General features: G+C 70.5%; 12 protein-coding genes and 1 pseudogene. 2 read left to right on the top strand and 11 right to left on the bottom strand.

Features of this window, described 5'->3' with window-relative positions; translation table 11 throughout:
* Nucleotides 1–69: 69 nt before the first annotated feature.
* From AB0O48_RS33755 to AB0O48_RS33730, 6 genes and pseudogenes are all read right to left on the bottom strand, one after another.
* Entirely contained in the window at nucleotides 70–2082 is a 2013-nt protein-coding gene (locus AB0O48_RS33755) for a cytochrome c oxidase assembly protein (protein WP_365069953.1), read from the bottom strand.
* Nucleotides 2079–2687 (bottom strand): copper resistance protein CopC, encoded by a 609-nt coding sequence (locus AB0O48_RS33750; protein WP_365069951.1) that lies wholly within the window; start codon nucleotides 2685–2687, stop codon nucleotides 2079–2081. The genes AB0O48_RS33755 and AB0O48_RS33750 overlap by 4 nt, the downstream gene beginning before the upstream one ends.
* Before the next feature lie 71 nt (nucleotides 2688–2758).
* A complete protein-coding gene (locus AB0O48_RS33745) occupies nucleotides 2759–3673 on the bottom strand; it encodes a cation diffusion facilitator family transporter (protein WP_365069949.1) in 915 nt (304 codons plus the stop codon).
* Nucleotides 3674–3839: 166 nt separating this feature from the next.
* Nucleotides 3840–5009 carry a PH domain-containing protein gene (locus tag AB0O48_RS33740; protein ID WP_365069991.1) on the bottom strand — a complete coding sequence of 390 codons (1170 nt, stop codon included), beginning with the start codon at nucleotides 5007–5009 and terminating at the stop codon, nucleotides 3840–3842.
* 63 nt (nucleotides 5010–5072) lie between these two features.
* Nucleotides 5073–5285 (bottom strand): annotated as a pseudogene (locus AB0O48_RS33735) (zf-HC2 domain-containing protein); the annotation flags it as partial.
* A gap of 128 nt (nucleotides 5286–5413) precedes the next feature.
* Entirely contained in the window at nucleotides 5414–5854 is a 441-nt protein-coding gene (locus AB0O48_RS33730; RefSeq protein WP_365069947.1) for a hypothetical protein, read from the bottom strand.
* A 71-nt stretch (nucleotides 5855–5925) separates the two neighbouring features.
* Between AB0O48_RS33730 and AB0O48_RS33725 the strand changes: the two genes are divergently transcribed.
* Nucleotides 5926–6420, top strand: a complete 495-nt coding sequence (locus AB0O48_RS33725; RefSeq protein WP_365069945.1) for a hypothetical protein — start codon at nucleotides 5926–5928, stop codon at nucleotides 6418–6420.
* A 137-nt stretch (nucleotides 6421–6557) separates the two neighbouring features.
* Here the strand turns inward: AB0O48_RS33725 and ccsB are convergent, their stop codons facing one another.
* From ccsB to AB0O48_RS33710, 3 genes are all read right to left on the bottom strand, one after another.
* Nucleotides 6558–7508, bottom strand: coding sequence for a c-type cytochrome biogenesis protein CcsB (ccsB, locus tag AB0O48_RS33720; RefSeq protein WP_365069944.1), 951 nt, complete (start codon nucleotides 7506–7508; stop codon nucleotides 6558–6560).
* Between the two features lie 85 nt (nucleotides 7509–7593).
* The gene (locus AB0O48_RS33715) at nucleotides 7594–7821 is read right to left on the bottom strand and encodes a heavy metal-associated domain-containing protein (RefSeq protein ID WP_365069942.1); all 228 of its coding nucleotides are present in this window, start codon (nucleotides 7819–7821) and stop codon (nucleotides 7594–7596) included.
* Nucleotides 7822–8009: 188 nt separating this feature from the next.
* Nucleotides 8010–8390: a hypothetical protein gene (locus tag AB0O48_RS33710; protein ID WP_365069940.1), complete on the bottom strand. Its 381-nt coding sequence runs from the start codon at nucleotides 8388–8390 to the stop codon at nucleotides 8010–8012.
* A 933-nt stretch (nucleotides 8391–9323) separates the two neighbouring features.
* Here AB0O48_RS33710 and AB0O48_RS33705 point away from each other — a divergent pair.
* Complete coding sequence (locus tag AB0O48_RS33705; RefSeq protein WP_365069938.1) at nucleotides 9324–10337, top strand: hypothetical protein; 1014 nt, start codon at nucleotides 9324–9326, stop codon at nucleotides 10335–10337.
* 82 nt (nucleotides 10338–10419) lie between these two features.
* Here the strand turns inward: AB0O48_RS33705 and AB0O48_RS33700 are convergent, their stop codons facing one another.
* The gene (locus tag AB0O48_RS33700; RefSeq protein WP_365069936.1) at nucleotides 10420–11691 is read right to left on the bottom strand and encodes an Ig-like domain-containing protein; all 1272 of its coding nucleotides are present in this window, start codon (nucleotides 11689–11691) and stop codon (nucleotides 10420–10422) included.
* 282 nt (nucleotides 11692–11973) lie between these two features.
* Nucleotides 11974–14100, bottom strand: coding sequence for a heavy metal translocating P-type ATPase (locus AB0O48_RS33695; RefSeq protein WP_365069988.1), 2127 nt, complete (start codon nucleotides 14098–14100; stop codon nucleotides 11974–11976).
* Between the last annotated feature and the right edge of the window lie 68 nt (nucleotides 14101–14168).

The following is a 14168-nucleotide window of genomic DNA, read 5'->3' as shown; positions in this document are numbered from 1 at the left end:
CGGTCGGCCAATTCCCGCCGCGACGGAGCCTGCTTCACGGCGACGACCGCGTCCTGGCGCAGTTCGTATTTAGCCGCGGACCTGGCGGTCGCGCTCGGCGAGGTCGGCCAGCATGCGGTTGTAGGCGGCCAGTTCACTGTCCTCATTTCCCTCAGCCTCCGCACGGTCGGCGGCGCGGTCGCGACGGCGGGCTTCGCGTTCGTCGGCACGAACCCACTGCCGCATCAATGCGCCCATGACGATGAGCGTGGGCAGCTCCCCGAAGGACCAGGCGATCCCGCCTGCGGTGCGTTGATCGGCCAGAGCGGTGGGACCCCACGGCCGGGCCAGTGCCGTCCACCAGTCGGCGGCCAGCAGGGTGGTGGACTGCATGAGCGCCACACCGAGGAACGCGTGCAACACCATGCTGATCAGCACCAGCACCAGCTTCAGCGGGTGCGGGACGCGCCGGGGGGCCGGGTCGATGCCGATGACCACCCAGAAGAACAGGTAGCCCACGACGAGGAAGTGTCCGACCATGGCCAGGTGGGCGGCGTGTGAGCGGACGGCCAGCTCGTACAGGCCGGTGAAGTACAGCACGTACAGGCTGACGACATAGAGGGTCAGCGCCACCACCGGGTGGGTCACGGTCCGCGAGATCCGGGAGTGCAGGGCGCTGTTCAGCCACTCGCGGGGGCCTGGCCAGCGCGGGTCCGTCGACGGGGGCAGGGCGCGCAGGCCGAGGGTGACCGGGCCGGCGAGCACGAGCAGGATCGGCGCGACCATCATCAGCAGCAGATGCTGGGCCATGTGAATCGAGAACAGCACCGGGCCGTAGCGGGCCAGGCCGCTGGAGGTGGCCACGACGATCACGGCACACCCGGCCAGCCAGGTCGCGGTGCGGGCTATCGGCCACGCGTCGCCGCGGCGGCGCAGCCGCCACACTCCGGCCACGTACAGACCGGCGGCGACCGCGACGGCGGCGATGATCAGCGGTTCGGGCAGCCACGCCGTCGCCAGCGTTGCGATGGTCATCGGCGGTGGCATCGGGAAGCCGAGAAGGCTGGTGACCGGGTCCTCCTCGCCGCCGCCGACGGGCGCGGGGGTACGCGACAGCGCGACGGCGGTGCCGACGGCGGCGGCGAACAGCAGCGTCTCGACGGCCGCGACCCGCAGGAACGGTAGCCGCCGCCCGGCGTTCAACGCGGGGATCGCCCGGCGGCGGTGCACCAGGCCCGCGACCGCGATGGCAGCCAGGGCGGCGGTCTTGATCAGCAGGAGCTGCCCGTAGCGGGTGTCAACGAGGTCCGTCAGGGCGGTGAGGCGCACCGAGGCCGACAGCAGCCCGGAGGCGCCGACGGCGACCAGGCAGGCCAGCGCGAGGGGGGAGAATCGGCGGACCGCGACGGCGAGGTCGGCGGTGGCGCCGCGGGCGGTGACGGCGAGGGCGAGCAGTCCACCAGCCCACACGGTCACTGACAGGACGTGCAGGAGCAGCCCGGAGACCGCGAGTTGGTGGTTGTTCGCCGACGCGGCGTGGCCGGTGAACACCGGCGGAATGACCGCCGCGAGGGCCAGTGGCAGGGCCACCACCGCGCCGCGGGGTCGTAGGCTCCGCGCCGCGATGATCATCACGGCCAGGGACAGCACCCCGCTGAGCGCAAGTGCCTGACCCAGCGGCACGGTGGTCGCGAAGTTGAGCACGGCGCGGACCGCGAGGACCTGGGCGGCGGGCAGGCCGAACAGGTCGACGAGGGTGTAACAGACCGCCACCGCGGCCGCGATCGACCACAGCGCGGCGCTGATCGCCGCGGCGCGAAGCCGCCGGTAGCCCAACGCGGACAGGCTCCCGCCCTCCTCCTGGGGCGACAGCAGCGCAGCGGCGAGCAGCAGCCCCACCGTGGTGACCGCGCCAACCTGCATCCCGAGACGCGCGGTCGGCAGCAACCAGGCGGTGGCGGCACCGGGGTCGGGCAGTCCGGGCGCGGTCTGCGGGACCGCCCCGCCACCCCACCACAGCAGCGCCGCGCCGACACCGGCCGCGACCAGCACTCCCCCGACCGGCACCAGGACCGGCCGGCGCAGAACAGCTGTCAGGTTCATCGCCGTCCTACCCGCCGCCACACGAGCAGCCCCAGCCCCAGGGCGAACGCGGCCAGCAGCGCCACGACGATCCCGACGCCCGACGCGCCGCCGTCATCCCCGCTTGCGCTACCAGCGGCGGGCGACGGTACAGCCGCCGATGGGCTGGACTCCGACGTCGGTACCGAGGTGGGTGCCTGCGATCCGGAGGAGGCGGCCGACGGTGCGGGGGTGGACGATGTGGTGACGGTGAAGGTGTACGAGCCCTGCACCGGGTGCCCGTCGACGGAGACCACCCGGTACGCCACCGTGTACGTGCCCGCGACCAGATCTGCGGCCAGTGGCTGGGTGGCGCGGGTGCCGGACACGGTTGGCTTCCCGGCAGACACCCGCTGCTTGTCGGCGCTGGTGACCGCGATCGTGGTGAACTGCGGGTCGAGGCGCTCGGCGAAGGTCAGGTCCACGCGTACGGGCGCCGACGCGACCTGGGCGTCGGCCGTCGGGCTGGCTTCCCGCAACGCGTTGTGTGCCCAGGCCGGCGCGGCAGGCACCAGCAGAACGGCGACCGTGGCACACACCGCCACCCCGAAGCGGACCAAAGACCCGAAAAGTTGTGGGCGGTTCACCGAGACTCCCTGAATTGCCGACAGTTCGTCAGGTAGTCGCCGCCACCTGCCGGATAGTTCCCCATAAACCATCACCATTCGCTTCCGTCGCAGACGCCGTCGGCGTCGGCCGGCTCGGCCTGCAGGGTCGCGTGGTCGATCGAGAATCGGTCGTGCAGTAGCTGACGGCAGGCGGTCAGCACCTCGGCCAGGTCGGCGTCACGGTCCAGGATCAGATGCGCCGAGGCGACGTCCATCCCCGAGGTCAACGTCCACACGTGCAGGTCGTGCACGTCGGCGACCCCGTTGACGGCGCGTAGCCCGTCGCGCACGGCGGCGACGTCCAGGTGCGGCGGCGCGGCCTGCACGAGCACCCGCACGGCGGCCCGGCCCAGCTGGTAGGTCCGCGGCAGGATGAACAGGCCCACCGCCACCGCGATGATCGGGTCGGCGTACCACCAGTCGGTGAGCGCGATCACCCCGGCGGCGACGATCACCCCGACCGAGGTGAACAGGTCCCCGAGGACCTCCAGGTAGGCGCCGCGCACGTTGAGGCTCTCCTGCGACCCGGAGCGCAGCAGGAGGAACGCCACCACGTTGGCGAGCAGGCCGGCCACGGCCACCGCCAGCATCGGCCCGGCGAGAACCTCCGGCGGCTCGGCGAAGCGGCGAATCGCCTCGACGAGCACGTAGATGGCCACTCCGAACAGCAGCACCGCGTTGGCCAGCGCGGCGAGAACCTCCGTGCGGTACAGGCCGAAGGTGCGCTGCCCATCGCGGGAAGCCTGGCTCGCCGCCGTGATCGCGGCCAGGGCCATACCGATGCCCAGGACGTCGGTGAACATGTGCCCGGCGTCGGACAGCAGCGCGAGCGAACCGGTCAACCACGCCGCGACCGCCTCAACCAGCATGAACGCGAGCAGCAGACCGAACGCCGCCCAGAGCCGACCCTTGTGCTTTTCGCCTGCCCGCATCACCTGCTGGCCGTGGTCGTGTCCAGCGCCCATCGCCCGATCCCTCCCTGATCCTCGCCGGCAGCCAAAGTATGCTCACATTGCAATGAATGCAACCGGGGTGATTTCCGCCCCCGTTGCCCCGGCTCAATCGCTTCTTTGGCACGGATCCGCGTGGGGACCGCCTTGCGCCAAGGCGCGTCGACTCCGGGCTGCCAGTTCAGCCGACCGGTGGTGGCGGACCACCTGCCGGCACCTCGTTGGCACCGGGATCCTGGGCACGCCCAACGGCATGAAGCTGGCGCAGGCGTCGCACCGCTGCCACCGCCTCGTCGCGGTCGATGACCTGCACGGCGAACAGGGGTAACGGTTCACCGTTGGTCAACTCCAGAGACGCCCACAGCGCCTTACGGTCGAAGCGCACCCGGTCCACCAACTCCCAGGGGATCGTGTGGTCACCGAGGAGGTTGCGCACCCGGATGTGGTCGGCTTCCGCCTCCACACGCAATCGCCAGGGCACCAGGGCCAGTGCGGCGAAGACCGCGCCGGCGCCCGCCACCGCCCACTGGTCGGCGGGAAACAGAGTGCCACCGTTGGAGGTCGTGCCGCTGAGCGTCACTCCCGCGAAGGCGTTGAGCCCGAGGATCACGGCGGCCGCGGCGAGGCTGATCCACCTGAGTCGGCGGGGCCGTACGACGATCACCTCTGCCGGTTGCGATCCTGCCCGGCGCTGCTCCCCGCCCGGCGCTGCTGTGCGCATCTGTCCTCCGGTGTCCCTACCTAAGCGGATGTCTCTGACGTTGTGGAAATGTCGCGCCACGTGTGGCGGGCCAGGCTCAGTCGGTGCTTGGGTGCCCGCACCCGCCGGCTGCGTGGGCGCTGGCACGAGCCGCAGTGGCGCGGGCTGCTCTCGGTTGTGTTGGTGCGTCCACCACCGTGACCATGTCTGTCGCTGCGACGCCAGCGGCCCGTCGCCGCGCCACTCGACCCTCGACAGACGCAGGGTGATGGCGTAGCCGGTGAGCAAGAACGCGCGGCTGGCCAGACGCTGCATCGACACCGCCGAGGTGAGCAGGTCGTTGACCGACAGCAGGACGAGCATGGCGACGAACACGGTCAGCATGGGCACGATGCTGGCCGCCGCGGACCGTCGCAGCGCGACAACAACGAACCCGGCGCCGACAGCGAGATTCCAGGCTGCGGACTCGTGCCACAGATGCTGCCCGCCGGTCAGATGCCCATCGGCGGCGCCGCGCCCGACCTGGGCGAGCCCGAGCAGCACCTGCGCCGCCCCAAGAGCTCCCAGCGCCGCACGCAGCACGCCCGCCGTCCGCCGGCGGGCGGGCTTCACCCGCCGGCGAGGCACCGTCGGCTTGGGAGGTGGTGTCACCAGTCGGGTTCGACGGCGCCGGCTGACCTCGGCCGCGAGACGGTGCCACCGCTGGCAGTCCGGGCACGCATCGAGGTGCCTGCCCACGCCGGTCCCCTGCGCGCCCGTCGCCTCGCCGTCCAGCTGCGCCGACAGGATTTCGCGCCACCGCGCGCAGCGCGTGCGCGGCTCGTCGCGTCCCGGTCCCGGGAGGTGCCCTCGCCTACGCGCAATGACCCGATTCGCCCTGTCGGCGAGTCGCCTCCACAGGGAGTGTCGCCCCGGGCGCACCGACATGCCGGACACCTCGGCCGCCTGCCCGCGCATTCCCCCGCGGGTACGGGAGGAACGCCCGGCCGCACCGCCGTCGTGGCGGCACCTGACTGTCCGCCACCACCGGGCAAGCGTCGATGGTGCGGGCGGGATCAGCTCCCGTCGACGCCGGGATAGTCCGACAGGCGCCGGCGCGGGTCGGCGTTGAGCCACCGCAGTCGGTGCATGTAGGCGGCGGCGTCCGGGTCGTCCTCGTCGTGCTGAAGGGGATCGTTCGGCGCCGACCGCGCCACCAGAGCCGCGTCCGTTTCGCTGCGATGAAACGACCAGGAATACCCGACAGTCGCCGCGAGGGTCGAGGGGTCCGCCGCGGACGTGCGGGTCTCGCGGCTCAGCCGCTCCCGCACCACCCGCGTCCAGAAGAACACGCCGAAGGCGGCGAACAGCGGCCACTGCAACGCGTACCCGTAGCTGCGGCCGCTGCCCTGGAGCGCGTGTTGCCACTGCCACCAGCCCAACCGCAGGCACACCGCAGCGACCACACCGATGACCAGATGACCGAGCAACCACCGCGGTCTGAGCCAAGCCGACATGCCGCCACAATAGCCACCTCACCAGGGCGACCGGGGACTCAACCCGACCAGCGATGACATACCGTAGCGGAGTGAAGGCATTCCCCGTGACCCTCGAGACCGGCCAGACCGCCAGCCTGCGCCTGGACGACACGACCGTCTTTATCACGCCGGCCTCGACGCGCTGGCGGCGCCTGCTGCGCTGGTCCGCCGGGTCGGTGCTGATCGGCCTGGGCCTTGCGGCGGTCGGCAACGGCGTCACCCACGCCGTCAACGAACCCGTCGGCCTCTGGCTGACAGCCACCGCCGTGACCCTCGTCGTCGCCGGAGCCGTGGGTGCCGCAGCCGCAGGAATCCTCGTCTGGCGCACCGAGCGTCGATCAACACACAGCCTGAGTGCGGCCGAGGTGACCTTCGCCCGCAGTGACGCCATCGACGGGCGAGTCACCGTGACCGTCGAGTGCGCCGACGGAGCCACCCGCCGATTCAGCGCAACGGGCATGGCGGGCACCCGCACGGCGCAACTGTTCGCGCGGATGCTCGCCGTGTCGGCCGCAGCCAACAAGACGCCCACCCCCACCGCGTAGATCCCCCGGCCCCGCGTACCCGCCACCCTCGCCGGTCCGCTGCAGGGCCTGCCGGGCCGAGCCGCTGCCCGCACGCGCTGCGGCTCCCGTTGGGCAGGCCACTCCCGCCAGGCGATGCTTGCCTGCGCCGACATCCCTCACGCTCCGGCGTAGGAGTGCAGGCCGGAGATGACCAGGTTCACGGCGAACAGATTGAACACCATCGTCGCCCACCCGGCCACCGCAAGCCAGGCCCCGGTGGTCACCCGCACGCTGGCCGTCGCCTGGGCGTGCAGATAGGCGGCGTAGACCACCCAGGAGATGAACGCCCACGTCTCCTTCGGGTCCCATCCCCAGTAGCGGCCCCACGACGCTTCTGCCCACACGGCGCCAGCCATCACCGCGAAGGTCCACACCAGGAACCCAGTCGCGTGCAGCCGAAACGAGATTCGTCGCAGCGACTGCACTGCCGGCAGCCGTATGGCCAGGGTGTCCCGCAGACCCGCAGGTCGCCCCGCGCCCCGGCTGTCGTAGCGGGCTCGCAGCAGCAGGGCCACCGCGGCGAGGAACCCGAGCAGAAAGAGTCCCGAGGCGATCGCGGCGGCACTGACGTGCACCGCCAGCCACACCGACTGCAACGCCGGTACGAGCGGGCCCGCCGGGGTGTAGACGCGCAGACCCGCCACGCCCAGCAGAATCACCGCGCCCACTGCCACGTACAAACCCAAGGGCCGCAGCTCCCGACGGCGGGCGGCCAAGGCCAGCCAGGCGGTCGTACCGACCAGGGTGAGCGCGACGATGAACTCGTACATGTTGCCCCACGGCACCCGCCCGGCAGCCGCCGCCCGGGTGACGAGGCAGCCCGCCTGCGCGAGCGCGGCGACCGCCATGGCGACCACCGCGCCCACCGCGGCCCTCTCGTGGGTTATCACGCGCGTCGGCGCTGACGCCTCGGGCGGTGGCAGCGCCGCGGACGCCCCCGCGGGAACGAGTGTTGACTGGCGCGACCTCTGCATCCCGCGCAGAGCGTGCGCGGCGGCGAAGGCGATCACCGCGGCCAGGTAGGTCACTAGGGAAACGACGAACAGTAGGTTGGACAGTGCAGCCATGAGCCCTCCAGACGAATCCGGGGATGAGGTACGCCGTGCTTCCCCAGGCAGGCGTGGCACGCCGAGGGACGGCAGGCGTTAAGGGTCAGAGGAGTTCCAGGCGGGCGGGATAGCCGACAGCTGCCAGGGTCGCCACCAGCACTGGCGCGTCGACGGCGGCCGGATCGGCATCGACAACCGCCCGGCCGGCCACGACGGACACATGCGCCCGGTGGACACCGGGCAGGGCTTCCAGGATTCGCCGCACCGCGCTCTCCGCGCGGTCGCAACACAACCCGCGGACAGCGAGCATGTAGGTGACGGTCTCGTTCATGAGGTCCTCTGGCACGACGTGACAGCCGACCCACCGCCCGGGGAGCGCGAAAGGCCACGCCCGCCACGGGCACCAACAGGACGGCACGACAGGGAGATCGACAACCGGACCGCGCTTACCGGCCCGCACCCTCACCAGGTGGAGGAGACAGTCGACGGTGGCGCCGGTCGGGGAACCTCAGCCCCTGATCACGTCCGCAGCACGCACAGCTGCATCAGGCGGGATCCGCCCACGAGCGGTCCCGAAACCCGCAGAGCCAGCTCCCGGCCGGCAGAAACGCGAAGGACCCACCGCCGTAGAGCGGCCCACAAGACGGCGCCGACGGCGACCAACATGACGAGACACGCCGTCACCACGAAGTCCGCACCGTCCGTGGGCGCGTGATGGGCATGCGCCAAGACCGAGGCAGATATATCCGGACCGGCGACGATCGCTGCGGCCGTCTCACCAGCGTCGGTGTACGGAAGCGCCGGTGAGATGACAGCCGGCGATGACGCCGCTTCGGAACGGGGCGCATCCAAACCGCTCACACATTGCAGCGCATGCAGCACGACGACCACGGCGACCATGACCACCACGGCCCCGGCGCGCGAACGCGCTCGCGACACCTCAGCCGGCCCAGGCCACATCACCACCGCAGACTACGTCACCTCGCCGCGAACAGAAGCCGAGGGTGAGATCAAGGTCGACTGCCGTGGTTGGCTGGCCTCCGCGCCGGCGTCACCGACTCCGGGATCCGCAACCGAGCGATCAGCGCTGGGCCGCCGGATGGCCTTCCCAGCGGATCGGGGCCAGCTCGGCGATCCCGGCCGCTGTGTGGGGTATCCCTTCGTTGTGCCGAGGTCGGGATGGATAGGATCCGCAGTGATGACAACGGCGAAGACGGCGGTCTCGTGCCGGGTGCTGCCCCGGCAGTCACGCCATCTGTTCTTGTTGGCCGTTGCTCTCGTCGCCTTGTTCGTCATTCACCCCAGCATGGGGCTGACCGACAGGCTTGATCACGCGGCGGCACCGGCGTCTGCCGTCGCGGTCACACCGTCGCATTCGGCTGGTGACTGCCCGCAGCGCGGTGAGGGGCATGACCGTCAGAGCTGTCGGCCAGCCCTGACCGCCCCGATGACGACGAGCGTGGTACCGCAGGACGGGCTCGTCGCGGCACCTCTCGCCCAACCCGTGGCCGCCCGCGCGCTACCTACTGTCGCGGTAGCAGCGCATCTACGTCCGCGCCTCACCGCGCTGTCCATCTCCCGGACATAGACGCCGGTTTCCCAGAACCCTGTTCGCACGGACCCATCTGCCGTGCCGACCCGGGCACGCCGCTCGACGGCCGCCCGGTCCTCTTCTGCTTGGAGACCGCCGCCATGCTCGTTGATCGTTTCACCCTGCCCACCCCTCCCCCCGTACCAGCACTCCGGACAGCTCAATCCCTCCGCCACGAATATCGGCGACCGGCACCTCTGCGCGACCAGGACCTCACCGCGCTCTCCGCCAGCCCGCGATGGATGACGCGACGGCGCGCTGCCAGGTGGCGGGCTCTCGTGAGTGTGGTCGTCGGCGCCGTTGCGGTGCTTGCCGCTTCCTCGGCCGCAGTTGGGGCTCCGTCGACTCCCAGTCCGTCCGGACACCAGAAGAATGCGCCGCTGCTGCGCGACGTGCTCGAATCCACCGCTCGGGGGTTCGTCACCGCGAAAAGCGCGCTAGACAAATCCCGCAAACGCCAGTTGGAGCTTGCCCTTGATGTCGCTCAGATTCAGGGCCGCCTTGACACACTGACACCCCAGGTCAACCAGATCGCCGTTCAGTCGTACCGGCAGGGACGGCTCGGGCCCATCGCCGCGTTGCTCTCCAGCGCGTCCCCGGACTCCTTCATCGCCCAAGCGACGATGCTCGAGGAACTGAACAGGGTCAACGCCAACAAGATCAACGCGCTGACCGAAGCGCGCACGAAGGTCACCGCGGCAAAAGCCGATATCGACGCCGAGGTTCGGCAGCAGCAACGGCAAGCGACCGCGATGGCCAAGCAGAAACTGGCTGCCGAGAAACAACTTGCTCTCCTGCGTGGCCCGGGACTGGCCGACGGGCTCGTCGCGGCGACCTCCCCGGTGGCCAAGCCCGCGCCCGGCTTCGCCAACGGGAACTGGCCAGCTGAGGCGTGCAACAAGTCCGACCCCACGACCTCCGGTTGCGTAACGAGCCGCACCCTGCACGCCTACACAGAGGTCAAACGGGCAGGGTTCACCCGGTTCGTCGGATGCTACCGGTCGGGCGGACCCTACGAGCATCCCAAGGGCCGAGCCTGCGACTGGTCGTTGCAGGGCAGTGGGTTCAGCCCAGCCAAGACGCAGGACCAGAAGATGTACGGCAACAACCTCACCGCATTCCTGGTGCGCAACGCCGACCGCCTCGGCATCTACTACATCATCTGGTACCGGCAGATCTGGATGCCCGCCACGGGCTGGAAGTCCTACAGCGGCCCGTCGGATCACACCGACCACGTCCACATGTCCATGCTGTAAGCACGCGTGGACGTTGCCCGTGGGGACAGCACGGGGCCGACTCGCCCACGGCGGGCCGGCCCCGTGCCGCAACAGGACCGGTTCAGTCGCTGGTGGTCGACGGGGCGGGGGCCGGCGAACCGCCGGCCACGGCACCGGGATGCGGGACCGGGGAAGCGGCTGGGCGAAGCCCCGCCGGCACGGGCAACGCACTGCCCTTGACGAAGTCGTCCCAGCTGACATTCCAAGCGGTCCAGCCGTTGCCCGGCTGCAACTGCACCTCGGTGCCCGTGAACGTGACCAGGTCGCCGACCTGGGTGACGCCCATCAGCCAATCGGCAGCCGCCGCGGAGACGTTGGTGCAGCCGTGCGAGACATTGGTTTTCCCCTGGTCCCCCTCCGACCAGGGCGCCCCATGGATGAACTCGCCGCCGTTGGTGAGCCGCTGGGCGTCCTCGACGTCGACCACGTAACCGCCGTTTGGCTCGCCGCGGGTGTCGAACGTCGCGTACTGATGCTTCTCCATGATCACCATCTTGCCGCTGGACGTCGGCGTGCTCGGCTTGCCGAGGCTGACCGGGATCTTGCGGATGAGCTTGCCGTCGCGCAGGACGGACATCTGCTTGGTGGCGTTGTCGACTTCCAACGCCACCTGCCGGCCAATCGTGGAAGTGGCCGTCCGATCGGCGTCGCCGACGCGGTCCTTCCCGATGGGCAGGCCCTCCAGAGCAGCCCGCACGCTGATCGTCGTGTTGGGGCGCCAGAAGTCGGGGGCGCGGTAGAAGACCTGGCTACCGTCCTTCAACCACGACCATGTCCCTGGTTGCGGCGGAGTTGTCGTCACGAACAGCCGCCGCTGCACGTCAGCCCTGGCCTTCTTCGCAATAGGTGGGTCGAAGGCGACGGTTACCGGCATGGCGGTCCCATACGTTCGATTGCCCGCGAAATACAGTGTGCTGGTAACCGCTGGTTTCGTCGATCTCTGCATTGTGGTGAAGGTGGTCCTCCGGACGGTGGTCGTTCCGGAATCACTCGTGGCGCTGACTTCGGCGGTGTAGGTGCGTTGGGGCTGCAACGGCGCGGTGGGCACCCACGCCGACCCGTCCTCGCGCGGTTGCGCCTGGACCTGCTTGCCCTTGTCGTCGTTGATCCGCACCGCAGTGATCCGCCCGCCGCTGACGGTGGCACCGACCTCGGCGCTGAGCGGGACATCACGTGCCCGGTCGGCGGGTATCACGGTCAGCGCCGGCGCGGCCGACGCTCGTCCCTCGGACTGTCGGGCACCCTGCTTGCGCTCGGAGGTGCATCCGTCAAGGGTCAACGGTGTGGCCGCGAGGGTTACCGCCAACAGCGTCAACCGCTTCCTGAACCTCATCCTGTCGCTCCCTCAGCTCCGGGTTCCTTCGCACCATTCTCTCCACACCTCTTTCCTGTGCCCCGTATTTCGACAGATTCGCCAGTACAATTACGAATGCCATTTCCGGTAGGAGACCCAAAGGCAGAGAAGGAATTGCACATCCCGTCTGTACCCGGTCATGCCCGAGGCGACCGCGCCGCGTCGGATCCGTCCGCAAGCAGCGGATGAGCGACCAGCAGCTACCGACTCGGCAGCAGGGATCCACCCCGACCACGAGCACCGTCGATGACGAGTTACCAGCTAACGGGCCGGCACCGGATCCTTCGGGGCGAACCCGCGCTCCAGAGCTGAATCATCCGGGTGGCGCAGCTGCACGCGGCGCAGCAGTTGGGCGTTGAGCGCGACCACGATGGTGGAGGCGGACATCAGCACCGCGGCGACCGCGGGGCTCGGGCTCACTCCGGCCCAGGCCAGAGCACCAGCGGGCAGCGGCAGGGCGACGACGTTGTAGCCGGCGGCCCAGGCCAGATTCTGGATCATCTTGCGGTAGGAGGCGCGCGAGAGCCGGATGACTCCGGTGACCCCGCGCGGGTCGGAGGAGGCGAGCACGACGCCCGCGGACTCGATGGCGACGTCGGTGCCGGCGCCGATGGCGATGCCGACGTCGGCGCGGGCCAGCGCGGGAGCGTCGTTCACGCCGTCACCGACCATTGCCACCCGCAGCCCTCGGCGTTGCAGCTCGCCGACCGCCTCGTCCTTGTCGGCGGGCAGCACCTCGGCGAACACCTCGTCCTCGCCGGGTCGGAAGCCCAGGTCGGCGGCGACCGCCTCGGCGACTGGCCGCGCGTCCCCGGTGATCATGACGATCTTGCGGATGCCCTGTTGGCGTAGGTCGGCGATGGCTTGGAGGGCCTCGGGGCGGACCTGGTCTTCGAGGGCGAGGGCGCCGATGACGTGTGCCTGTTCGCGGTCGAGGCGCAGCAGGTGCAGGACCGCCGCGCCCCGCCGGGACCACTCGGCCTGGTGCTCGTCGAGGTCGCCGGGCGCCGTGGCGTTGAGTTCGCGCAGCAGGGCGGGTCCGCCGACGGCGTAGCTGACGCCGTCGACGGCGGCGCGCACCTCGCGACCGGTCAGTGACTGGAAACCGGTCGCGGTGCGCCGGGCGCCCTGCTGGGCGGCGGCGGTGACGATCGCCCGCGCGAGGGGGTGCTCGCTGTCGGCCTCCACCGCCGCCGCGACGGCGAGAACGTCGGTTTCGCTGACGCCGCTGGTGGCCGCGACACCGGCGACGACGTGCTCGCCGCGGGTCAGGGTGCCGGTCTTGTCGAACAGCACCGTGTCGACGGTGCGCATCCGCTCCAGGGCGAGGCGGTCCTTGACCAGGATGCCGCCCTTCGCGGCCACGGCGGTCGACAGGGCGATCACCAGAGGGATGGCCAATCCCAGCGCGTGCGGGCAGGCGATCACCAGAACCGTGACGGTGCGGACGACTGCCTCGTCGAGGTTGCCGACCAGTGTCCAGATCAGCAGCGTCGCGGCAGCCGCAGCGGTGGCGATGTAGAACAGCCAGGCCGCGAACCGGTCAGCGAGGACCTGCGCCCTGCCGCTGGACCGCTGGGCCTGCGCGACCAGGCGTTGGATGCCGGCCAGCGCGGTGTCCTCGCCGATGGCGTCGACGCGTACCCGAATGGCCGCGTCGGTGGCGACCGTGCCGGCCACCACCCGGTCGCCGCGTTCGCGGCCGACCGGCCGGGACTCGCCGGTGATCATCGACTCGTCCACCTCCGCCCGGCCGTCGGTGATCCGCCCGTCGGCCGGCACCCGCCCGCCCGGACGCACCAGGACCACGTCGCCGACGCCCAAGTCGCTGACCCGCACCCGTTCGGGCTGACCGTCACCGCCGAGGCGTTCGGCGTCGTCGGGCAGCAGCGCGGCCAGGGCCGACAAGGCCCCCTGGGCCTGACCGATGGCCTTCATCTCCTGCCAGTGCCCGAGCAGCATGATCGTGACCAGTGCCGCCAGCTCCCACCAGAAGTCCAGGTCGAACACGCCCAGCGCGGTCGCCGCCGAGGCCACGTACGCGACGCTGATAGCCATCGCGATCAGCAGCATCATCCCCGGCGCCCGGTCACGGACCTCCCGCACCGCGCCCTGCAGGAAGGGCCACCCGCCGTAGACGAACACCACCGTGCCCAGCACCGGCCCCACCCAGTCGACGCCCGGAAAATCCAGCCGATAGCCGAACCAGTCCATCACCATGTGACTGGTCACCACGATCGGCGCCGTCAAGACCAGACTCAGCCAGAACTTACGGCGGAACACCTCCGGGTCATGCCCGGCGTGCTTGTCATGCCCGCCATGGCCGCCATGCCCTCCAGTGCTGGCGTGCCCGTCGTCGGTGCTGGTCTGAACAGGCCGCCCGCCCAGACTCTCGCGGCCGCTTCGGTGATCACCGTGGCCGCCGTGTCGGTCCACCGTCTCACCCGGGCTCTGCG

It is taken from the genome of Micromonospora sp. NPDC085948, assembly GCF_040686315.1.
GTDB lineage: Bacteria > Actinomycetota > Actinomycetes > Mycobacteriales > Micromonosporaceae > Micromonospora.
This window is presented reverse-complemented; position numbering and strand designations above follow the sequence as displayed.